Raw genomic sequence first — 21815 nt, forward strand, 5'->3', positions numbered from 1 at the left:
TCAGCGCTCGCGGAACGTGACCCGAGGATGCGTACGGGTGATCACCGCACCGGGCTCTCGTCGGCCGCCTCGGTGCCCGCCGACGGAGCGGGCGTGGCGTCGACAGGCGGCAGGTCCACCACGCGCGAGTGCGGCCAGGGCCGGGACCAGCCGCCCATCTCCAGCAGCCGGTCGATCACGCCTGCGGTGAAGCCCCAGACGAGCATGCCGCGCGCGGAGAAGGCGGGACCGATCCAGCCGCTCGGGTGGCGTACCCGCATGCGGTTGTCCGGGTCGACCAGCTCGGTGACCGGCAGCCGGGCCACGTGGGCGACCTCGGCCGGCTCGCGCGGGTGCACCGGGTGCGGGTCGTGCCACCAGGCGAGCACCGGGGTGACCACGAAGTCGCTGACCGGGATCCAGAGCCGGGGCAGCTCGGCCAGTACGGTGACGCTACCCGGGTCGAGGCCGACCTCCTCGTTCGCCTCGCGCAACGCGGTGGCGCGGGCGTCGGCGTCCTCCGGGTCGGCCGCCCCGCCCGGGAAGGCCGGCTGTCCGGCGTGGTTGCGCAGCGTCGCGGCGCGCTGGAGGACGAGCACGTCCGGCCCGGCGCCGGGCTCCTCGCCGAGCAGCACCAGCACGGCGCTCTCCCGGCCGCCGCTCTCCGGCGTGACGATGCGGGTGAAGTCCTCTGCCCGCGCGCTGCCGAGCCGGCCCAGCAGCGGGTCGAACCACCCCGGCGGCCGTCGGGTCATACCCGCACCCCGAGGTGACGGTCGAGCAGCGCGGCGAGGCGGGCGTCGTCGAGCGCGCCGGTCGCGTCGGTGTGCCGGATCCGGCCGTCGGCGTCGACGAGCACTGTGAGCGGGAACGCGTTGCGTTCCAGCGCGCGCTGGAACGCGTCGCCCTGGTCGAGCAGCATCGGGAAGTCGACGCCGTAGTCCTCGCCGATGGACTGCGCGCCGCCGCGGCTGTCCCGGCTGTTCACGCCGATCACCTGGAACCGGCCGTCGGCCCGCTCGCTGAGCCGCTGGAACGCGGGCAGCTCCTTGCGGCACGGCGGGCACCAGGACGCCCACACGTTGATCACCGCCGGGCCCTTGACGTCGCGCAGGTTCACCGGCGCGCCGCCGGTGAAGCAGTTCAACGTCAGGTCGGGGAGCTGGTCCCCGGCCTTCCCGGCGGGCGTCGGGGACGCGGCGGCGGGCGCGACGGTCAGCGGGGCGCAGTCGGCGAACGGCGAGGGGCGCTCGGCCCGGGTCGCCGGCGCCGGACGTTCCGGCTCCTCGGTCGTGGCGGTGCAGCCCGCTGCTGCCAGCAGCAGCGGGACGAGAAGGTACGCGAACCGGCGCATCACGGCACGTCCGCCGCGGCCGCCTGCTGCGGCACCAGGTCGGGATCGAGGCCGACGGCCACCGCCAGGTCACGGGCCCGGGGGCCCTTGAGCAGCTTGGCCGCGGCGGCTGGCTCGGTCGGCCCGGTACCGTACGCGGGACACAGCTTCGCCAGCGTGCACGCGCCGCAGGCGGGCTTGCGGGCGTGGCAGACCCGGCGGCCGTGGAAGATCACCCGGTGCGACAGCATCGTCCAGTCGCGCTTCGGGTAGAGCGCGCCGATCGCGTGCTCGATCTTCACCGGGTCGGTCTCGGTGGTGAGCTGCCACCGCTGCACCAGCCGCTGGAAGTGCGTGTCGACGGTGATGCCGGGGACGCCGAAGGCGTTGCCGAGGATGACGTTCGCGGTCTTGCGGCCGATTCCCGGCAGGGTCACCAGGTCGTCGAGCCGCCCGGGCACCTCGCCGTCGTACCGCTCGCAGAGCGCCCGCCCCAGGTTGATCAGAGAGCTGGTCTTGTTGCGGTAGAACCCGGTGGGCCGGATCAGCTCCTCCAGCTCGGCGCGGTCCGCCGCGGCGTAGTCGGCTGCGGAGCGGTAGCGGGCGAACAGCTTCGGCGTGACCTCGTTGACCTTCTTGTCGGTGCACTGGGCGGACAGGATCGTCGCCACTGCGAGCTCCAGCGCGTTGGCGTGGTCGAGTTCACAGTGCGCGTCGGGGTGCGTCTCGGTCAGCACACGGCCGATGCGCCGGGCGCGGCGCGTACGACCGAGGTCGGTCTCGGGGGAACGCGTGGTCACGTCGGCCAGCCTACGTCGCGGGGCCGACGCTCCGGCGGCTCGGCGCGGCGGGCGTGCGCTCAGCCACCCGCCGGTGCGGTGATCTTGCCGGTCCCGTCGAGCTTCGCGCCGGTGTCCGGGAAGTCGGACCGGTTCAGGTCACGGACCAGTCCGAGGCCGCGGTTCTGCCGGTCCACCGACGGACGGCCCACGCCGTTCATCACCGTGGAGGTGAACGTGCCGCCGGCGAACTTCCCCTCGGCGGTGAGCGACACCTTGAGCACGCCGCCCCAGCCGAGCCGGCCCGAGCTGTTCAGCGACTTCCCGCCGCCGGCGAAGTTGCCCAGGCTGTACGCGATCAGCCGCCCCTTGTAGAACTCCATCCCGCGCAGCACGTGCGGGCCGTGCCCGATGACCAGGTCGGCGCCGGCGTCGATGACGGTGCGGGAGAAGCGGATCGGGTCGCCGCGGTTCTCGCCGAAGAACATCTCGGTGCCCGGCTTGACCCGGGTCTTGTCCGCCCCCTCGGCGCCCATGTGCACCTGCACCACCACGATCTGGGCCTGCTCCTTGGCCATCTCGACCACCTGCTTGGCGGCGTTCAGGTCGACCAGGCTGTTGGACCAGGGGTACGACGAGAAGCCCACCACGGCGACCTTGATGCCCTTGACGTCCACCACGGTGATCTCGCCCGGCGCGCCGGTGTGCTTGAGCCCGTGCGCCTCCAGCGCCGACTGGGTGTTCTCGTAGCCCTGCCGGCCGTAGTCGTAGCCGTGGTTGTTGGCCTGGTTGAGCAGCTGGAACCCGGCCGAGCGCAGGTGCGCGGCGTAGCCGGGCGGCGCGCGGAACTGGTAGCAGTTCTTCGGCTCCGGGCCGCACTTGCCGGCGCCGGTGTCGTCGGTGAGCGGCTCCTCCAGGTTGCCCATCACCAGGTCACCCTTGAGCGCCGACTTCACGTCGTCGAAGAAGCCCTTGCCGCCGTTCGGGGGCAGCCGGTCCGGAGCGTTGCCCATGATCACGTCACCGGTCGCGGTGAGCGAGATCGACGGCTCCTTCGACGCGTCCGGCGCGGCCGGCTGGTCACCCGTCTCGGGCCCGGCCGAGCCGGTCGACCCACCGCCCTGTCCCGCCTGCCACCGGGGGTCGCCGCCGGACCCGCCGGCGTCGCCGCCGCAGCCGGCGACGAACAGGACGGCGACGAGCGCGGCGAACGCGGCCAGGCGCCGGCCGAGCACCGCGCGACGCGGGCCGGGCACGGCGGCTGGCGGTCCGGCGACGGCGGCGCCGAGGGTACGGGGCACAGAGCGGGCGGAAGCGTACATCGTCGGCGACGCTACCGTCCCCGGAACGCCGCGACGAGGGCCGATCGGTCGGAAAACCCGGCGTGTCGCACGTGCCGGGCCCACGTCAGCACGCCCGCCGGTCGGACCAGGGCACTACGGTCCCGGCGCCGCCCGAGCGGACGGCGGCGTGCACGGCCCGGGCCAGCGGTGCGCCCCAGGCCGACCGGGGACCGCCGTACGGGGCCGGATCGCCGTCGGCCGGGCAGAGCACGGTCACCGCGTCGGTGGGGGTGCCGGTGGCGGGCAGCCCGAGTTCCCAGATCGCCTGCGCCTTCGCCTCGGTGGCGGTGGCCACGGCGTTGACCAGGGCGGCGTCGCCGAGCCGCACCGGGACGTACACGACGATGTTGACGGTGCCGACGTGCTGCGCGGGCCGGGCCGGCTCGCTCGCGGCCGACGGCGCCGGCTCGGGCGCGGCGGCCCAGACCGGCGTGCCCAGGCCGACAGTCGCCCAGACCCGGACGCCGCCGTCGGTGCGGCGGACCACCTCGCTCACGTCCACGCCGGTCAGCAGCCCGACCCCGGGCCCGTCCAGGTCGAGGCCGTGCGCCAGCTCGGCCAGGTGCGCGGCGGGGTCGTCCCGGTCGTACGACATGGGGACCGTCGCGTTCAGCACCCACCAGCGGACGCCGATCCCCCCGCCCAGCGGCGCGGAGCCGACCGCGAGCAGCGGCGACTCGGCCCGCCAGGCCAGCAGCGGGATGTCCCAGCCGGATTCGGACCGGCTGGTCAGGAACGGCTCACACAGCACGCCGGTCACCCTACGATCACAGGTGGGAACGGGTGGCGCCGGCCCGGGCCGGGGGCGGGATCTTAGCCGCTCCCCAGGTCGGGTGGGTTACGCCCAACGATCAAGATTCCAGGGGTGCACCTCTGATTCCTGCTCATGTGCGCCTAGACTGGCGGCGCGCGAGGGATCAGCGGACGGCGGACCCGGCCGACGGACGGCACGCGCAGGCGGAGGTGCGCGATGGACGAGGTACTGGCCCGCAGCGGGATCTTCCAGGGTGTCGACCCGGAGGCTGCCGAGGCGCTCGCCAAGGAGATGGAGACGATCGAGGTCCGCAAGGGCGAGATCGTGTTCAACGAGGGCGAGCCTGGCGACAGTCTCTACATCCTCCTGTCCGGCAAGATCAAGGTGGGTCGCCGCGCGGCGGACGGCCGGCAGAACCTGATCGCCGTGATGGGCCCGTCGGACATGGTGGGTGAGCTGTCGCTCTTCGACCCCGGTCCGCGTACGGCGACGGCCACGGCGGTCACCGACACCCGCCTGGTCCGGCTGCGCAAGCAGGCGCTGCGGCCGTGGCTGAACAACCGGCCCGAGATCGCCGAGCAGCTGCTGCGGGTGCTCGCCCGCCGGCTGCGCCGGACCAACGACTCGCTCGCCGACCTGATCTTCACCGACGTGCCCGGCCGGGTCGCCAAGAACCTGCTCCAGATGGCCGGCCGGTTCGGCACCCGCGACGGCGGCGTGCTGCGCGTGACGCACGACCTCACCCAGGAGGAGATCGCCCAGCTCGTCGGCGCCTCCCGGGAGACCGTCAACAAGGCGCTGGCCGACTTCGCCTCGCGCGGCTGGCTGCGGCTGGACGGCAAGAGCATCATCATCCTCGACCCGGAGCGCCTGGCCCGCCGCGCGCGGGTCTGATCCTCCGTACCGGCTTCCCGGCCCGGCCCGCCACCGCGCGGAGCCGGGCCGATGCCGTCTCCGCGCCGGCCGGGCCGATGCGTCTTCCGCGCAAGCCGGACCGGCCGGTGCCGTCTCTGCCCGCCGCAGAATCGCTTGGTGCTCCCGGGCCGGTGCCGCCAGGCTGGGACGATGCCCGATCGCGTCGCCGTCCTCTCCGACATCCACGGTGTGCTGCCCGCGCTGGAAGCAGTGCTGGCCGAGCCGGACGTGGCAGCCGCCGACCTGATCGTCCTCACCGGTGACCTGGCGGCCGGTCCGCAGCCGGTCGAGGTGCTGGACCGGCTGGCCGCGCTCGGTGACCGGGCCTGCTGGGTCGGCGGGAACGCCGACCGGGAGCTGGTGCAGGCGCGGGCCGGCGAGTCCTCCCCGATCGCCGTCTCGAACTGGGCCGCCGGGCAGCTCCGCGGCGACCAGGTGGCCCGGCTGGCCGCGCTGCCGCCGTCCGTCACGCTGCCGGTCACCGGCCTGGGTGACGTGCTGTTCTGCCACGCCACCCCGCGCGACGACGAGGAGGTCGTGCTCGTCGACTCGCGGCTGGACCGCTGGGCCGAGGTCTTCGCCGGCCTGCCGGCCGAGGTCGGCACGGTGGTCTGCGGGCACACCCACATGCCGTTCACCCGGCTGGTCGACCGTCGCCTGGTGGTGAACCCGGGCAGCGTCGGCATGCCGTACGGGGGCACGGGCGCCTGGTGGGCGCTGCTCGGCCCGGGCGTGCAGTTGCGCCGGACCCGCTTCGACGTGGACGCCGCCTGCGCCCGGGTCGCCGCCGAGTCCACGTTCCCTGATGCGGCGGCCTGGGCCGACGAGTACGTCCGCTCCCGCCACTCCGACGCCGACGCGCTCACTGTCTTCGCTCCGCGCGACGGCCGCTGAGGCGTCAACAAGGGGCCCTTCCTCTACCGCAGGCGTCAACAAGGGCCCCCTCCTTCAAAAAAAGTCAGGCTTGACTGTTTGTTTTGGGCGGGGCACGCTGTCTGCGTGTCGAGCCGAGTTCCACAGCAGGAGCGCAGCCGTGCCACCCAGGCCCGGCTGCTGGAGGCGACTGTCGAGTGCCTGGTGGAGCACGGCTGGTCCGGCACCACGACGACTGTGGTGGCGGCCCACGCCGGCGTCTCCCGGGGCGCCCAGCTGCACCACTACCCCACCAAGGCCGCGCTGGTGACCGCCGCCGTCACGCACCTGACCGAGCGCCGGGCGGCCGAGCTGCGCGCCGAGGCGGCGCACCTGCCGGTCGGCCCGAAGCGGCTCGACGGCGTGGTCGACCTGCTCGCCGCCTCGTTCACCGGCCCGCTGTTCGTGGCCGCGCTGGAGCTGTGGGTGGCCGCGCGTACCGACGCCGAGCTGCGGGCCGCGCTGGTGCCGCTGGAGGCGCGGATCGGCCGCGAGATGCACCGGCTCACCGTCGAGCTGCTCGGTGTGGACGAGCGCAAGCCGGGCGTACGCGAGTCGGTGCAGGCGACCCTCGACCTGCTCCGCGGCCTCGGCGTGGCCAACCTGCTCAGCGACGACTCGCCCCGCCGCGCCGCCCTGCTGCACACCTGGAAACGCCAGCTCGCCGCGCTGCTCACCCCCGAGAGCGAGCGGCACTGATCCCCTGACGCCCCACCCCGCCCGGAGGCACCATGGTCGACCTGACAGCCCTGCTCGCGGATCTGGCCGCCGAGTCCGAACAGCTCGACGCGCTCGTCGCGGACCTGCCGCCGGAAGGATGGGAGCAGCCGACACCGGCCCCGGGCTGGACCGTCGCACACCAGGTCGCGCACCTGGCCTGGACCGACCACGTCGCCTACCTGGCGGCCACCGACGAGTCCGCGTTCTTCGCCTCGGTGATGGCCGCGCCGGACCCGTCGCGCCTGGTCGAGGACGGCGCCGAGTCCTTCCTCGCGCCCCCGGGCGCGCTGCTGGCCCGCTGGCGCGCCGGCCGGTCGGCGCTCGCCGGGGCGCTCGCCGCCGTCCCGGCCGGGCAGAAGATCCCCTGGTACGGCACCAGCATGTCGCCCACGTCGATGGTGACCGCACGGCTCATGGAGACGTGGGCGCACGGCGAGGACGTGGCAGACGCGCTGGGCGTCAGCCGTGCCCCGACCGCGCGCCTACGGCACATCGCGCACCTCGGCTTCCGTACCCTCGGGCACGGCTTCTCGGCCCACGGCCGCGAGGTGCCCACGGCGCCGGTGCGGGTCGAGCTGACCGCGCCCGCGGACGGTGAGGTGTGGGAGTTCGGGCCGGCCGACGCGGCCGACCGGGTGACCGGCCCGGCGCTCGACTTCTGCCTGCTCGTCACGCAGCGCCGGCACCGCGCGGACCTGACCCTGACCGCCACCGGGCCGGTGGCCGACGAGTGGCTGGACGTGGCCCAGGCGTTCGCCGGGCCGCCCGGCGGCAAGCGCGAGCCGGCGAACGGAACCTCCTCATGAGCGTGCTGCGGATCGGGAACGCGTCGGGCTTCTACGGCGACCGCTTCGCCGCCTGGCGGGAGATGCTCGACGGCGGCGAGCTGGACGTGCTGACCGGTGACTACCTGGCCGAGCTGACCATGCTCATCCTCGGCCGGGACCGGATGCGCGACCCGTCGCTCGGCTACGCCAAGACGTTCCTGCGCCAGGCGGAGGGCGTGCTCGGCACCGCGCTGGAGCGCGGCGTCACGCTGGTCACCAACGCGGGCGGCCTCAACCCGGCGGGGCTGGCCGACGCGATCCGGTCGCTCGGCGACCGGCTCGGCCTCCAGGTCCGGGTCGGGTGCGTCGAGGGCGACGCGATCCAGCGGCCGGACGCGCTGACCGCGAACGCCTACCTGGGCGCGTTCGGGATCGCGGCCTGCCTCGACGCGGGCGCGGACGTGGTGGTCACCGGGCGGGTCACCGACGCCTCGCTGGCTGTCGGCCCGGCGGTCGCCCGCTTCGGGTGGACCCGCGACGACCTCGACGCGCTGGCCGGCGCGACTGTGGCCGGGCACCTGATCGAGTGCGGCGCGCAGGTCACCGGCGGCAACTTCAGCTTCTTCACCGAACTGCCGGACGGCGGGCACCGGCCCGGCTTCCCGATCGCGGAGCTGCACGCGGACGGCTCGTCGGTGCTCACCAAGCACGCCGGCACCGGCGGCGCGGTGACGGTCGAGACGGTCACCGCCCAACTGCTGTACGAGGTGGGCGGGCCGGACTACCTCGGGCCGGACGTGGTGACGCGGCTGGACACGGTACGGCTGGAGCAGGAAGGCCCGGACCGGGTACGCGTCTCCGGGGTGCGCGGCACGCCGCCGCCGGACACGCTCAAGGTGGGCGTCAACAACCTGGGCGGCTTCCGCAACTCGATGACGTTCGTGCTGTGCGGGCTGGACATCCCGGCCAAGGCGGCGCTGGTCCGGGGCCAGATCGAGGAGTCGGTCGGCACGGAGGGGCTGGAGTTCACGCTGGCCCGCACCGACCACCCGGACACCGGCGACACCGAGGCGGCGAGTGCGCTGCTGCACGTACACCTGCGCGACGGCGACAAGTCGCGGGCCGGGCGGGCGTTCTCGGCGGCGGCGGTGGAGCTGGCGCTGGCCTCCTACCCGGGCTGCACACTGACCACGCTGCCCGGCGACGCGACGCCGTACGGGGTGTTCACCGCCGACACGATCGCGCAGGACGCTGTCGAGCACGTCGCGGTGCTGCCCTCCGGCGAGCGGGTACCGATCGCGCCGCCGACGGTCACGGCGGCACCGGTCGAAGCGCCGGCACGGGAGGTCGGTGCCGTACCGGCTCCGGCCGCCACCCGGCGCGGGCCGCTCGGTGAGCTGGTCGGGGCGCGGTCGGGCGACAAGGGTGGCGACGCCAACCTGGGCGTCTGGGCCCGTACCGACGCGACCTGGCCCTGGCTGCGCGACTGGCTGACCGTGGAGCGGCTCGCCGAGCTGCTGCCGGAGACGGCGGCGCTCACCGTCGAGCGGTACGAGCTGCCGAACCTGCGCGCTGTCAACTTCGTGATCCGCGGACTGCTCGGGCAGGGCGTGGCCGCGTCCACCCGGTTCGACCCCCAGGCCAAGGCACTCGGCGAGCTGCTGCGCTCGCGAGTGGTCGACCTACCGACGGAGGTTCCGGCATGACCATCGTGGACACACCGGAACGCCGGCAACTGCGCGAGCTGACCCGCTCGTTCGTGACCCGGGAGGTGCTGCCGCACCTGTCCGACTGGGAGCGGGCGGGCGAGGTGCCCCGGTCGCTGCACGAGACCGCCGCGAAGATCGGCCTGCTCGGCATCGGCTTCCCGGAGTCGGTCGGCGGCAGCGGTGGTGACCTGCTCGACTCGATGGTGGTCACCGAGGAGATCATCCGCTCGGGTGGGTCGTCCGGGCTGGTCGCCGCGCTGTTCACGCACGGGATCGCGCTGCCGCACATGGTCGAGACCCAGGACGAAGGGCTGATCGAGAGGTACGTCCGGCCCGCGCTGGCCGGGACGATGATCGGCGCGCTGGCGATCACCGAGCCGGACGGCGGCTCGGACGTGGCGGGCATCCGCACCTGCGCGGTCCGCGACGGCGACCACTACGTCGTCAACGGCTCCAAGACGTACATCACCAGCGGGGTCCGCGCCGACTTCGTCACCACTGCGGTCTGCACCGAGTTCCCCGGCTCGGGCTCGGTCAGCCTGCTCGTCATCGACAAGGGCACGCCCGGGTTCACAGTGGGGCGGCGGCTGGAGAAGCTCGGCTGGCACTGCTCGGACACCGCCGAGCTGTCCTTCGTCGACGTGCGGGTGCCGGTGACGAACCGCGTCGGCCCGGAGGACACCGGGTTCCTCGCCATCATGCAGCAGTTCGCCAACGAGCGGCTCTCGCTCGCCACGCAGGCGTACGCGACCGCGCAGCGCTGCGTGGACCTGGCCGTGCGGTGGTGCCGGGACCGCCAGACGTTCGGCCGGCCGCTCGTCGGGCGCCAGGTGGTCCGGCACAAGCTGGCCGAGATGCACAGCCGCACCGACGCGGCGCGGGCGTACGTGCACGACGTCGCCGAGCGGGTGGCCGCCGGGCAGCCGGTGGTGACCGAGGTGGCGATGGCGAAGAACGTGGCGGTGGCCACCTGCGACTGGGTGGTCGACGCGGCGCTGCAACTGCACGGCGGCTTCGGCTACATGCGCGACGCCGAGGTGGAGCGGCACTACCGGGACGCCCGTCTGCTCGGCATCGGCGGCGGCACCACCGAGATCATGAACGAGATCATCGCGAAGGGCATGGGCCTATGAGCACGACTGTCCTGCAGAGCACCATCGACCCGTCCGCGCCCGCCTTCACCGCCAACCGGGAGGCGCTGCTGGAACGCCTGGCCGAGCTGGACGCGGCGCTCGACCAGGCCCGGGGCGGTGGCGGCGAGAAGTACGTGACCCGGCACCACAATCGCGGCAAGCTGCTCCCCCGGGAGCGGATCGAACTGCTGCTCGACCCGGACAGCCCGTTCCTGGAGCTGTCGTCGGTGGCCGCGTACGGCACCGACTTCCCGGTCGGCGCCAGCACCGTGACCGGCATCGGCGTGGTCGAGGGCGTCGAGTGCCTGATCGTGGCGAACGACCCGACGGTACGCGGCGGCGCGATCAACCCGTGGTCGCTGGCGAAGACCCGGCGGGCGGGTGAGATCGCGGCGGCCAACCGGCTGCCGATGGTGAACCTGGTCGAGTCGGCCGGCGCGGACCTGCCCACGCAGGCGGAGATCTTCATTCCCGGCGGCCGGGTGTTCCGTGACCTGACCCGGTTGTCCGCGCAGCGGATCCCGACCGTGAGCGTGGTCTTCGGCAACGCCACCGCCGGCGGCGCGTACGTGCCGGGCATGTCGGACTTCACCATCATGATCCGGGACCGCTCGCAGGTCTACCTGGCCGGGCCGCCGCTGGTGAAGATGGCCACCGGCGAGGTCACCGACGACGAGTCGCTCGGCGGCGCGGCGATGCACGCCACCACGTCCGGCCTGGCCGACTTCCTCGCCGAGGACGAGCGCGACGGCATCCGGCTGGCCCGGCAGTGCGTGCGCCGGCTCAACTGGCGCAAGCACGGCCCGCCGCCGCGCAACCCCCACCCGCTGCCACCCCGGCACGACCCGGAGGAGCTGCTCGGCATCGCCAGCGCCGACCTGAAGGTGCCGTTCGACCCGCGCGAGGTGCTGGCCCGGGTGCTCGACGACAGCGCGTTCGACGAGTTCAAGCCCGGCTACGGCACCGCGCTGGTGACCGGCTGGGGCGAGCTGCACGGCTACCCGGTCGGTGTGCTCGCGAACGCCCGGGGCGTGCTGTTCAGCCAGGAGGCGCAGAAGGCGGCCCAGTTCATCCAGCTCGCCAACGCGGCGGACACACCGCTGGTCTTCCTGCAGAACACCACTGGCTACATGGTCGGCACCGAGTACGAGCAGCGCGGCATCATCAAGCACGGCGCCATGATGATCAACGCGGTGTCGAACTCGACGGTGCCGCACCTGACGGTCAACCTGGGCGCCTCCTACGGCGCCGGCAACTACGGCATGTGCGGCCGGGCGTACGAGCCTCGGTTCCTGTTCACCTGGCCGAACGCGAAGTCGGCGGTGATGGGCCCGGCACAGCTCGCCGGCGTGCTGTCCATCGTGGCCCGGCAGGCCGCCGCCGCCCGGGGGCGCGAGTACGACGAGGACACCGACGCCGCCATGCGGATGATGGTCGAGCAGCAGATCGAGTCGCAGTCCGGGGCGCTGTTCCTGTCCGGGCGGCTCTACGACGACGGGGTGATCGACCCCCGGGACACCCGTACCGTCCTCGGGCTGTGCCTGTCGGCGATCCACAACGGACCGGTGAAGGGCGCCGACGGTTTCGGCGTCTTCCGGATGTAGGGGGCGTACTCAATTGATCACGAAGCTTCTGGTCGCCAACCGGGGCGAGATCGCCCGCCGGGTCTTCGCCACCTGCCGCGCCCTCGGCGTGGCCACCGTCGCCGTGCACTCCGACGCGGACGCCGACGCGCCGTTCGTGGCAGACGCCGACCAGGCCGTCCGGCTGCCGGGTAACACGCCGGCCGAGACGTACCTGCGCATCGACGCCATCCTCGACGCGGCCCGGCGCTCCGGCGCGGACGCCGTCCACCCCGGCTACGGGTTCCTGGCCGAGAACGCCGAGTTCGCCGCGGCGGTGACCGACGCGGGCCTGACCTGGGTCGGGCCGTCGGCGAAGGCGATCGCCGCGATGGGCGACAAGATGGCCGCCAAGGCGCTGCTCGCCGACGCGGGCGTGCCGATGCTGCCCACCTGGACCGACCCGGCCGAGGTCACCGCCTTCCCGGTGCTGGTCAAGGCCGCCGCCGGTGGCGGCGGCCGGGGCATGCGGATCGTCCGCGACGCGGCCGGGCTGGCCGAGGCCGTCGCTGGCGCGCGCCGCGAGGCGGCGGCGGCGTTCGGCGACGGCACGGTCTTCATCGAGCGGTACGTGGAACGCGGCCGCCACGTCGAGGTACAGATCTTCGGCGACACCCACGGCACCGTCGTGGCCCTCGGGGTCCGCGACTGCTCCATCCAGCGCCGCCACCAGAAGATCGTCGAGGAGGCGCCGGGTGTGCTGCCCGACGACGTGCGGGCGGCACTGCACGAGGCGGCGGTGGCGGCCGGGCGGGCCGTCGACTACGTCGGCGCGGGAACAGTGGAGTTCCTGCTCGCGCCGGACGGCCAGGTGCACTTCCTGGAGATGAACACCCGCCTCCAGGTGGAACACCCGGTCACCGAGCTGACCACCGGGCTGGACCTGGTACGGCTGCAACTGCTCGTCGCCGAGGGCGAGCCGCTGCCGGTCACCACCACGCCGCCGGCCGACGGTCACGCCATCGAGGTACGGCTGTGCGCCGAGGACCCGGCTCAGGGTTTCCGTCCGGCCACCGGCACGCTGCACCGGTTCGCGATCCCCGGGGTGGCAGCCGAGTTCGGCCCGGCCCGGGGACTGCGCCTTGACTCGGGTGTGGTGGACGGCTCGACGGTGAGCGTGCACTACGACTCGATGCTGGCGAAGCTCGTCGCCTGGGCGCCCACCCGCACCGAGGCGGCCCGCGCGCTCGCCGGCGCGCTGGCCCGCGCCGAACTGCACGGCGTGGCCACCAACCGGGATCTGCTGGTCCGTGTGCTGCGCAGCCCGGAGTTCGCCGCGGTGGACGTGGACACCGGCTTCCTGGACCGGCACCCGGAGGTGTTCGCGCCGCTGCTGCCGGCCGAGCAGCTTCCGGTCGCGGCGCTGGCCGCCGCGCTGTCCGGGGCGGCCGCGCGCCGGGCCGCCGCACCGGTGCTGGCCGGGCTGCCCTCGGGCTGGCGCAACGTGCCGTCCTTCCCGCAGGTCACCCGGTTCACCGGCCCGGGCGACGAGGAGATCGAGGTCCGGTACCGCCTCGACCGCACCGGCGGGCTCGCCGAATGGTCGGTGTCGTCGTCCGACACCACGCCGGCCGTGACTGTCGTCGACGCCACCCCGGACCGGGTGGTGCTCGACGTCGACGGGGTGCGGCGGGCCTTCCGCGTACACCTGGCGGGGTCGTCGGTCTTCGTGGACGGCCCGGACGGGGCGGCGAGCCTCACCGAGCTGCCCCGCCTGCCCCTGCCCACCGCGGAGCTGGCGGCCGGGTCGCTGCTCGCGCCGCTGCCCGGCGCGGTGACCCGGGTACACGTCGAGGTCGGTCAGCGGGTCGCCGCCGGTGACCTGCTGCTGACGCTGGAAGCGATGAAGCTCGAACATCCCGTGCTCGCCCCCGCCGACGGCGTGGTGACGGAGCTGCCGGTGCCGGCCGGCGGCCAGGTCGAGACGGGTGCCGTACTTGCCGTGGTGGACCCCGAGGAGGACCCGCAGTGAACTTCGACCTGACCCCCGAGCAGGACCAGCTCCGCGACGCCGTCCGGGCGTTGGGCCGCAAGTACGGCCACTCCTACTTCGTCGAGAAGGCCAGGTCCGGCGAACACACCACCGAGCTGTGGCACGAGGCCGGACGGCTGGGCTATCTGGGCGTGAACATCCCCACCGAGTACGGCGGCGGGGGCGGCGGCATCACCGAGCTGGCGCTGGTGTGCGAGGAGCTGGCCGCGACCGGCTGCCCGCTGCTGCTCCTGGTGGTCTCCCCCGCCATCGCCGCCACGATCATCAACAGGCACGGTACGGAGGAGCAGCGCAAGAAGCACCTCCCCGGTCTCGCCGACGGCTCCCAGAAGATCGTGTTCGCGATCACCGAGCCGGACGCCGGATCGAACTTCCACCGCCTCGCCACAGTGGCCCGGCGCGACGGCGACGACTGGTTGCTCAGCGGCCGGAAGATCTACATCTCCGGCGTCGACGAGGCGGGGCACGTGCTCGTGGTCGCCCGCACCGAGGACGCATCCACCGGGAAGTTGAAGCCGGCGCTGTTCATCGTGCCGACCGACGCGCCCGGCCTGGAGAAGTCCAAGCTGGACATGGAGATCCTGTCCCCGGAGAACCAGTTCCTGCTCTTCCTCGACGACGTCCGGCTGCCCGCCGACGCGCTCGTCGGTGAGTCGCTCGACGCCGGGCTGCCCGCGTTGTTCGCCGGGCTCAACCCGGAGCGCATCACTGTGGCCGCGATGGGCGCCGGCACCGGCCGCTACGCGATCGAGAGGGCCAGCGACTACACGTCCACCCGCAAGGTGTGGGGCGGACGTTCGATCGGCTCGCACCAGGGCGTCTCGCACCCGCTGGCGCACGCCGCCGTGCAGGTCGAGCTGGCCCGGCTGATGATCCACAAGGCGGCCACGCTCTACGACGCGGGCCGCGACCTGGAGGCCGGCATCTCCGGCAACATGGCCAAGTACGCGGCCGGCGAGGCCGCCGCGCTCGCCGTCGACACCGCCGTCCAGGCGCTCGGCGGGGCCGGCATGACCACCGAGTACGGCGTGGCGACGCTGCTCGGCGCGGTACGCGCGGGCCGGATCGCCCCGGTCAGCCGGGAGATGATCCTCAACTTCGTCGCCCAGCACGTCCTCGGCCAGGACAAGTCCTACTGACCCGCGCCGCCCCGCTCGCTCCGGCCGGTGGGTGGAACGCCATGGGTGCCTCCGGCCCCGTTTGACACCCATGGCGTTCCACCCCGCCGGGGACGCGGCGGTCAGTCGACGGTGCGGCAGGCGGCGTCGATGCGGTGGACCGGGCGGACCCGCCGGCCCAGCCCTTCCAGCAGCGAGTCCTCCACGTGGAAGTCGCGCACCCGCAGCTGCCGCCGGGGCAGTTCCTCCTCACTCGGGCAGAGCACCTGGGCGCGTACCTGGTCGACCGGCACGTACCGCACGCCACCGCGCTCCTGGAGCAGCACCACGTCCACGTCGTCGACCGTGACCACGTGGCCGCGGACGTCCTCGGTGACGCCCGGCGACGACTCCACTGTGGTCACCGTGAGCGGCAGCACCGGCGTGCTGATCACCGGCAGCGCGGCCCAGACCAGCATGGCCAGCACCGCCGCCTCGGTGATCGACGCGAGCGGCCGGACCACCGCCGCCGGCAGCGGACCCGTCACGAACAGGGCCAGCACCGGGGGTACGACGAGCAGCGCCACCGCGAACCCCTCCCCCTGCCGGACGGCGTCGAGCAGCGTGGGCCCGAGCAGCCAGAGGTAGCCGGCGAAACCGGCGGCGAGCAGCAGCAGCCGGGGCACGCGCTGCTCGTGCAGCCGCTGGGGGGTGAGCTGGAACGCGGCCACGAACGCCGGCAGCAGCAACGGCAGGTAGAGCAGCGGCCAGGTGATGAGTGCGAGCAAGAAGCTGGCCACGGCGAACCAGGCGGGTGTGCCGTCCACCCATCGGGCGAAGAGCGGACGGCGGATCCCCGGCGGCATCCGGTCCACGCTGACCCGCAGCACGGCGCCCAGCGCGAACACCGCGACGAGCGCTGTGGAGAGCAGGGCGGCGGCCGTGGTGAGGAAGCCGGCCAGCAGGTTCACCGTGCCGACGTTCGCCACCAGCAACAGCGTGGTCTGCAACTCGCCGCCCGCCTCGACGCCGAGGCGCAGCACCGAGAAGACGGCGGGCACCCCGACCACGGCGGTCCAGAACGACTGGCTGGCCCGGGCGCGGCGCTCGGCCGGGTCGGCGGGCGGCGGTGCGGGCCGGTCCGGCGCCGCGGTGTCGGGCAGCGTCGCCGGCGCGGTCATCGCCGGGGTGCCTTGTCGTCGAAGTCGACGAGCTTCGGCACGTTCAGCGGCTGCGGCTGGGACTTGTCCGCCTTCAGCCACGGGCCGAGGGTGCGGTTGTACGCGGTGAGCCAGGGACTGCTGATCCCGTCCCGCCCCTCCAGATAGCTCTTGTGCAGGAAGAACGCGACGAGGTCACGCAGCGCGGGGTCGCCGATCGGCACCCCGATGCCGAGCAGTTCGCTGGTGCCGAACGGCATGTCGACGATCTCGAACTCGGTCGGGTACTGGGAGAGGAAGCCGGCCAGGATGGTCTCGTCGGAGCTGACCGCGTCGTAGCGCCCCGCCCGGATGCCCCGGACGCAGTCGCCGACCTCCTTCACCACGTACGCCCGTACCTGGTGCTTCTCCAGCTCCGCCTCGGTGGTCGAGCCGCCGCTGGTGCAGATCTTCAGCTCCGGCCGGCGCAGGTCCTCGATGGTGCGGACGCGGTCGCGCAGCCGCTTCGGAACCATCACCTCCTGCGTGGTGACGAAGTACGGCCCGGCGAAGCTGACCAGCTTCTCCCGCTCCTCGGTCATGGAGAAGCTGGACACCACCAGGTCGACGGTGCCGCCCTGGAGGGCGGGGATGCGGTCCTCGGTGGCGAGCGACACCCATTCGATCCGCTGGTCGCCCTCGAAGCCGAGCGACGCGGCGATGTAGCGGGCGATCTCGACGTCGAAGCCGACGTGCGCGCCGTTGCGCAGCTCGCCCATCAGCGGCTCGGTGGTGGCGACGCCTATCTTGATCTTCGCCTGACCGTCGATGTGCGACTCGCGCAGCTTGTCGAGGACCGACGGCAGTGGCGGCTCACGGCGGTTGTCGCAGCCGGCCGCGGCGGCCAGCGTCAGTGTCAGCGCCACCGCCAGGGTGGTGGCGAGGGAACGGAACCGGTGGCGGGCAGAAACCTCGGGCATCGGGCGACCTCGATCACATACGCGGCGACTGAGCACTCAGGGTAGCGGCAGATGCACAGTCGGCTACGCGCCCGCGGCCCGGGGTACGGCGGGCGCCCGATCACCCGCCGTACCCCGGGGGTCCGTCAGCGGACGGTGAGCGTGCCGACCGCCGGACGCGGCGTCGCCACCGGCGGCAGCCGCTTCGGCTCGCCCCGGCTCGGCTCGCCCGCCCGGGCCAGCTCGCTCTTCGACGCGTCCGCCCGGCCGGCCGCCGTGTCCTCCTGGAACGGCTGCGCGTCACCGACGCAGAGCGTGCCCTTGGCCGGCAGCTTGCCGGTGAGCAGGTAGGCGTCGATCCGGCCGTTCACGCACGCCGAGGTGCCGTACGCGGTGTGGCCCCAGCTGTCGCTGCTCAGCAGGCGGCTGTTCGGCAGCAGCCCGGCCGAGCTGACCGCCCCCTGGTAGTTGGTCGCCGGGTCCCAGTAGTTGCCGACCACCAGCACCGGAGCGGCGGTGACCCGGTTGAACGGCCCGGTCCAGGCGTCCTCGTCCCGCACCGTCCAGGTGTTGCGGGCACAGGGCGAGGTGCCCCAGGCCCACGCGCGCCCGAAGTACGGCGCCCGCTTGTCCTCCTTCGCCGACAGCGCCGGCCAGGCGTCGGCGCTCTTCGGGTGGTACGCGTCGGTGCAGTCGACGGTCAGGAACGTCTCCAGCCCGTTGTCGTACGGGAAGTCGTACCCCCGCTGTTGCCGTGCCTGCGCGGCGCGGGCCGCGAGCGCCGTGCGGGCCGACGCGGTGGCGGCCTTGCCGGCGGCCGGGTCGGTCAGGGCCAGGAGCTGGACGGTGATGTCGACAACCGACTGCCAGCCGTACGGGTCGTAGAGCGCGCCGAGCGTGGCGCCGACGAAGTCGGCGTAGCTGACGGTGAAGGAGCCGAAGTCCGGGTCCTCGATCACCACGGGCTTCTTGCGGAGCCGCTTGGCCACCGTGTCGTACACGGCCAGCGGGTTGCCTGCGGCGGCGAGCTCGCACTGCTCGGCGCCGGCCTTGCCGCACCGGACGAGGATCTCCCGCAGCGCCCGGTACGCGCCGTCGGCGCTGCGCAGCCGCGTCTCCTGGAGCTGGTTGCGGGCGCCGCCCTGACCGACCCAGGCGTTCGGGTCGAGCACACCGTCGACGACGAGCGCGCGGAAGCGGTCCGGGAACATGTTGGCGTAGTACTGGCCCAGCGCGGTGCCGTAGCTGAAGCCGAGGTAGGTGAGCTTCTTGTCGCCGACGGCGCGGCGCAGCACGTCCATGTCGCGGGCCACCTCGGCGGTGGAGGCCGCGCCGGTGAGCGGCTTGCCGGTGGTGGAGCACGCCTTGCCGACCGCCTTGGACGCGGCGACGTACGCCTTCTCCTCCGCCTTGGTCCACGGGAACGCGACGTTCAGCCCGGCGTACGCCCGGGTCTGGTCCTTCACCGAGCGGAAGCACTTGATGTTCTCGCTGGCCTCGACGCCGCGCGGGTCGACGCCGACGATGTCGAAGCGGTCGAGCAGGTCGTCGCCGAGGAAGTAGGGCGCGGCGAGCGCGATGCTCGTGCCGGAGCCGCCCGGGCCACCCGGGTTGAGGAAGAGGCTGCCGACCTTGCGCTGCTGGTCGCGGGCCTTGACCCGGAGCAGTGCGACCTCGGTGGTGGCGCCCTTCGGGTTGTCGTAGTCCAGCGGGAGCCGGACCGTGGCGCACTCGGCGTAGTCGTAGCAGGCGTACCAGTCGAGCTTCGGCGTCGGCACGCGGTCCACCCGGCGCGCCTCGGCGGCGGTGGTCCTGTCGTGCGCGGGTGGTTGCGGAGTCGCCGCCGCGGCGGGCGCGACGGCCGGTCCGGCGAGGAGGACGCCGGCGATCCCGGTTGCGGCCAGGGATCGGATTGCACGGGGCATGAGGCTGCCTTCCGTCGGGGAACAGTTCCGTCGAGGAGACCTCGACCCCCGTCACTGTAGGGATCGACGCCCACGTTAGTGGCCCCCAAACGTGGATCGATACGGCAAACAACCAGATGATGTAACGATTTTTTCTCGATCGTCGCTACCTGCGACTCCGAAGTGGAGCGTCGGTGACGGGAAGCCGTCTCATCCCGCCGGTTGACAGGTGGACGCGCTGGGCCATGCTTGTCGGGTGAGATCGTTCCCGAAGCCCGATGCGCGGGCGAAGGCCGTCGTCGCGTCCCTGGCGACGGTGGCGGCGGTGGTGACCCTCGCCGTGTGGCGTCCGCCCGGCATCCTGTCGGTCGTGCTGGCCCTGGCCTGCGTCCTGCTCGCCATGATCACGGGAGTGACGATCACCGCCGCGCGTCAGCCCGGCGGCACCGGCGGTCCCGGCCCACAGGCCGAGACCTGGCCGGTCCCCCACCAGGGGTACGGAGTGGACGCCGACACGCTGGAGGCGATCGACCCGCGGGCGGTGCGGAACCTGCGCACCCCGGCTGGTCAGCCGATCGACGCGGACACGCTGGAGACGCTCGACCCGCGCGTGGTACGCGGCATGCGCGCGCCGACAGCGGTGGACGCCGACACGCTGGAGACGCTCGACCCGCGGGCGGTGCGGCAGGGCCGGACCGTGAACGGGCTCAGCGACCGGTGAGCGTGGGGCCGGCGAGCGCGTTGACGCCCCGGCCGGCCAGACAGCGGTAGGTGCGGTCCGACTCGGCCTCCGGCGGCAGCACCTCCAGGTTCCACCCGCTCGCCGACTTGCCGCCGCTGACCAGCCGGAACGTGTCGGCGTTGCACACCTTGCCGACGGCCGGGTCGGCCGCGACCGTCTCGTGGCGTGCCCCGGCGAGACCGGCCGGCAGGTCGCCGGCGGCGTAGGTCTCCCACGTGTGCTGGCCGTCGCACGGCACCCGGCTCGCCTCGGCCCGGTCGCGGCGCAGCCGTACCGGACCGAAGCACTCCAGTTCCGTCGCGCAGCGCGCCCCCGCGGGCAACCGCACGTCGGCGGACGCACAGCCGGGCACCGGCGCCACCCCGGCCACCCCGCTGGTCGCCGGCGTCGGCAGGGCGGCCGGCACGTGGCCGCCGGCGACCCAGCCACCGCCGGCCGAGGCCGCAAGCGCCAGCACGCCGGCGCCGCCGAGGAACCAGCGCTTGGGCCAGCGCCGGCCTCGCGAGGCCACCGTCGGGTGGTCGTCGTCCGCGGGCGGTCGCGGGTTCGGCCCTCCGGTGCGGTGGAACCGGTCGCCGGTGCCGCCGTCGTACGGGCCGCCGGTCGCCGGGGCGCCGTCGAGCGGCAGCGAGGCGAGCAGGCCGCGCAGCTCGACCGCCGACGGCCGCGCGCCCGGGTCGTTCGACATGCCCAACCGGAGTACGTCGATCAGCTCGCCTGGTACGCCGGGCAGGCCCGGGATCGGCTGCTGGAACATCTCCAGCACGGTCACCAGGCTCGGGTTCCGTTCGGAGTGCCAGCGCGGCGGACGGCCGTACATCAGCGCGTAGAGCGTGGCGCACAGCGAGTAGACGTCGACGGCGGGCGTGGGCGGGCTGTGGTTGAACGTCTCCGGCGGCGCGTACGCCGGGGTGAGCGCCTCCAGCATCACCGAGGAGTCGCGGAACTCGGCGAGCACCGCCAGGCCGAAGTCGGCCAGGACCGCCGAGTTGAACTCGGAGTGCAGGATGTTCGCCGGCTTGACGTCGCGGTGCAGGACGCCCGCCGCGTGCGAGTGGGCCAGTGCGTCGGCGATCTTCACGCCGAGGTCGCGGGTCTCCGCCGGGCCCAGCGGTGAGGTACGCATCCGCTCGGCGTACGAGCCGTCGCACAGCTCCATGATGAGGTAGGGGTGCTGGTCGACGGTGACCCCGACGTCGAACAGGTCGACCACGTGCGGGTGCGACGACATCCGCCCGGCGGCACGGGCCTCGCGCAGGAAGCGGGCCTGGTCGCGTTCGCTGTCCAGCGTGCGGTTCTCGATCTTGACCGCGACCTCGCGTCCCACCGAGATCTGGGTGGCCCGGTAGATGGTGGCGTAGCCGCCTCGGGCGAACACCTGCAGATCGGTCAGACCGGGCACGATGGGCAGCCGCAGGGCGCCGGGCGGGGTCTCGGTCACGACTCGAAAATACCCAACGATCCGGACCCGTCAGCGCGCCGCGTCGGTGGCCGGCGCCGGCGTCGGCGCGGACACGGCAGTGGCGGGAGCCGCCCGGCGGGCGTCCCACCACAGGCCGGCCGCCGTGGCGAGCGCGCCCAGCCCCTCCCACGCGGCGACCGCGAAGAAGCGGTCCGGCGCGACGTCGGAGAGCACCGCGATGGTGAACACGGTGAAGGTGACCAGGCGGAACCACACGGTGAACCGGTAGAACGGCCGCCACTCGGTGGCGACGGCGAGCAGGTAGTAGACCCCCATGTTGAACGAGGCCATCGAGGACGCGGTGAGAAACGTGCCGGTGTAGTCGCCCGGAGCGCGCTCGGCCGGCACCTCGAAGCCGAGCAGGCGCAGCTGCGTCTCCGGCCAGATCAGACCGAGCGCGCCGAGCAGCAGCGCGAGGAGCCCGAAGACCGCGATCGTCCAGCCGGCGCCCGAGCGCGGCAGCCTCATCGTTCCTCCCCAGCGTGATCTGCCGGTGACGCAGGCGCGCACCGGGAGGCGACAGTCGATCCACGACTGTGGCCGCCCCACGCTA

General features: G+C 73.5%; 20 protein-coding genes. 10 read left to right on the top strand and 10 right to left on the bottom strand.

All coding sequences use genetic code 11. The features are described from left to right. Positions 1–41: 41 nt before the first annotated feature. The 5 genes from CLT75_RS22655 to CLT75_RS22675 all read right to left on the bottom strand — a co-directional run bounded on the left by CLT75_RS22655 (position 42) and on the right by CLT75_RS22675 (position 4185). Positions 42–734, bottom strand: coding sequence for an NUDIX hydrolase (locus CLT75_RS22655; protein ID WP_135242365.1), 693 nt, complete (start codon positions 732–734; stop codon positions 42–44). Then, positions 731–1333 (bottom strand): TlpA disulfide reductase family protein, encoded by a 603-nt coding sequence (locus CLT75_RS22660; RefSeq protein WP_135242366.1) that lies wholly within the window; start codon positions 1331–1333, stop codon positions 731–733. The genes CLT75_RS22655 and CLT75_RS22660 overlap by 4 nt, the downstream gene beginning before the upstream one ends. Beyond that, positions 1333–2112 (bottom strand): endonuclease III, encoded by a 780-nt coding sequence (gene nth, locus CLT75_RS22665; RefSeq protein ID WP_135242367.1) that lies wholly within the window; start codon positions 2110–2112, stop codon positions 1333–1335. The genes CLT75_RS22660 and nth overlap by 1 nt, the downstream gene beginning before the upstream one ends. 59 nt (positions 2113–2171) lie before the next feature. Next, positions 2172–3392 carry a CapA family protein gene (locus CLT75_RS22670; RefSeq protein WP_486485247.1) on the bottom strand — a complete coding sequence of 407 codons (1221 nt, stop codon included), beginning with the start codon at positions 3390–3392 and terminating at the stop codon, positions 2172–2174. Between the two features lie 106 nt (positions 3393–3498). After that, positions 3499–4185 (bottom strand): adenosylcobinamide amidohydrolase, encoded by a 687-nt coding sequence (locus CLT75_RS22675; protein WP_135244099.1) that lies wholly within the window; start codon positions 4183–4185, stop codon positions 3499–3501. Positions 4186–4404: 219 nt separating this feature from the next. Here CLT75_RS22675 and CLT75_RS22680 point away from each other — a divergent pair, with 219 nt between their 5' ends. From CLT75_RS22680 to CLT75_RS22720, 9 genes are all read left to right on the top strand, one after another. After that, positions 4405–5082: a Crp/Fnr family transcriptional regulator gene (locus CLT75_RS22680; RefSeq protein WP_007466162.1), complete on the top strand. Its 678-nt coding sequence runs from the start codon at positions 4405–4407 to the stop codon at positions 5080–5082. 171 nt (positions 5083–5253) lie between these two features. Continuing rightward, positions 5254–5997: a metallophosphoesterase family protein gene (locus tag CLT75_RS22685; protein WP_135242368.1), complete on the top strand. Its 744-nt coding sequence runs from the start codon at positions 5254–5256 to the stop codon at positions 5995–5997. A gap of 105 nt (positions 5998–6102) precedes the next feature. Further along, positions 6103–6714 carry a TetR/AcrR family transcriptional regulator gene (locus tag CLT75_RS22690; RefSeq protein ID WP_013289007.1) on the top strand — a complete coding sequence of 204 codons (612 nt, stop codon included), beginning with the start codon at positions 6103–6105 and terminating at the stop codon, positions 6712–6714. 32 nt (positions 6715–6746) lie between these two features. Continuing rightward, positions 6747–7541, top strand: a complete 795-nt coding sequence (locus tag CLT75_RS22695) for a TIGR03084 family metal-binding protein (protein WP_135242369.1) — start codon at positions 6747–6749, stop codon at positions 7539–7541. Next, positions 7538–9208: an acyclic terpene utilization AtuA family protein gene (locus tag CLT75_RS22700; protein ID WP_135242370.1), complete on the top strand. Its 1671-nt coding sequence runs from the start codon at positions 7538–7540 to the stop codon at positions 9206–9208. The genes CLT75_RS22695 and CLT75_RS22700 overlap by 4 nt, the downstream gene beginning before the upstream one ends. After that, positions 9205–10344 carry an acyl-CoA dehydrogenase family protein gene (locus CLT75_RS22705; protein WP_135242371.1) on the top strand — a complete coding sequence of 380 codons (1140 nt, stop codon included), beginning with the start codon at positions 9205–9207 and terminating at the stop codon, positions 10342–10344. Before CLT75_RS22700 ends, CLT75_RS22705 begins: the two co-directional genes overlap by 4 nt. Beyond that, a complete protein-coding gene (locus CLT75_RS22710; protein ID WP_135242372.1) occupies positions 10341–11948 on the top strand; it encodes a carboxyl transferase domain-containing protein in 1608 nt (535 codons plus the stop codon). The genes CLT75_RS22705 and CLT75_RS22710 overlap by 4 nt, the downstream gene beginning before the upstream one ends. A 13-nt stretch (positions 11949–11961) precedes the next feature. After that, a complete protein-coding gene (locus tag CLT75_RS22715) occupies positions 11962–13938 on the top strand; it encodes an ATP-binding protein (protein WP_135242373.1) in 1977 nt (658 codons plus the stop codon). Further along, a complete protein-coding gene (locus CLT75_RS22720) occupies positions 13935–15098 on the top strand; it encodes an acyl-CoA dehydrogenase family protein (RefSeq protein WP_135242374.1) in 1164 nt (387 codons plus the stop codon). Before CLT75_RS22715 ends, CLT75_RS22720 begins: the two co-directional genes overlap by 4 nt. Before the next feature lie 101 nt (positions 15099–15199). On the opposite strand, the gene CLT75_RS22725 is transcribed toward CLT75_RS22720, so the two are convergent. The 3 genes from CLT75_RS22725 to CLT75_RS22735 form a co-directional block, all read right to left on the bottom strand. Continuing rightward, the gene (locus CLT75_RS22725) at positions 15200–16237 is read right to left on the bottom strand and encodes a hypothetical protein (protein ID WP_135242375.1); all 1038 of its coding nucleotides are present in this window, start codon (positions 16235–16237) and stop codon (positions 15200–15202) included. Then, positions 16234–17175 carry a transporter substrate-binding domain-containing protein gene (locus tag CLT75_RS22730; protein ID WP_135242376.1) on the bottom strand — a complete coding sequence of 314 codons (942 nt, stop codon included), beginning with the start codon at positions 17173–17175 and terminating at the stop codon, positions 16234–16236. Before CLT75_RS22730 ends, CLT75_RS22725 begins: the two co-directional genes overlap by 4 nt. 125 nt (positions 17176–17300) lie before the next feature. Continuing rightward, positions 17301–19079, bottom strand: a complete 1779-nt coding sequence (locus CLT75_RS22735) for an alpha/beta hydrolase (RefSeq protein WP_135242377.1) — start codon at positions 19077–19079, stop codon at positions 17301–17303. A gap of 235 nt (positions 19080–19314) precedes the next feature. On the opposite strand from CLT75_RS22735, the gene CLT75_RS22740 reads away from it, so the two are divergent. After that, positions 19315–19779, top strand: a complete 465-nt coding sequence (locus tag CLT75_RS22740; protein WP_135242378.1) for a hypothetical protein — start codon at positions 19315–19317, stop codon at positions 19777–19779. On the opposite strand, the gene CLT75_RS22745 is transcribed toward CLT75_RS22740, so the two are convergent. Then, entirely contained in the window at positions 19766–21241 is a 1476-nt protein-coding gene (locus tag CLT75_RS22745) for a serine/threonine-protein kinase (protein WP_135242379.1), read from the bottom strand. The two genes, CLT75_RS22740 and CLT75_RS22745, sit on opposite strands and share 14 nt — an antisense overlap. A 30-nt stretch (positions 21242–21271) precedes the next feature. Further along, positions 21272–21730 (bottom strand): hypothetical protein, encoded by a 459-nt coding sequence (locus tag CLT75_RS22750; RefSeq protein ID WP_135242380.1) that lies wholly within the window; start codon positions 21728–21730, stop codon positions 21272–21274. Positions 21731–21815 lie beyond the last annotated feature (85 nt).

It is taken from the genome of Micromonospora sp. CNZ285, assembly GCF_004637285.1.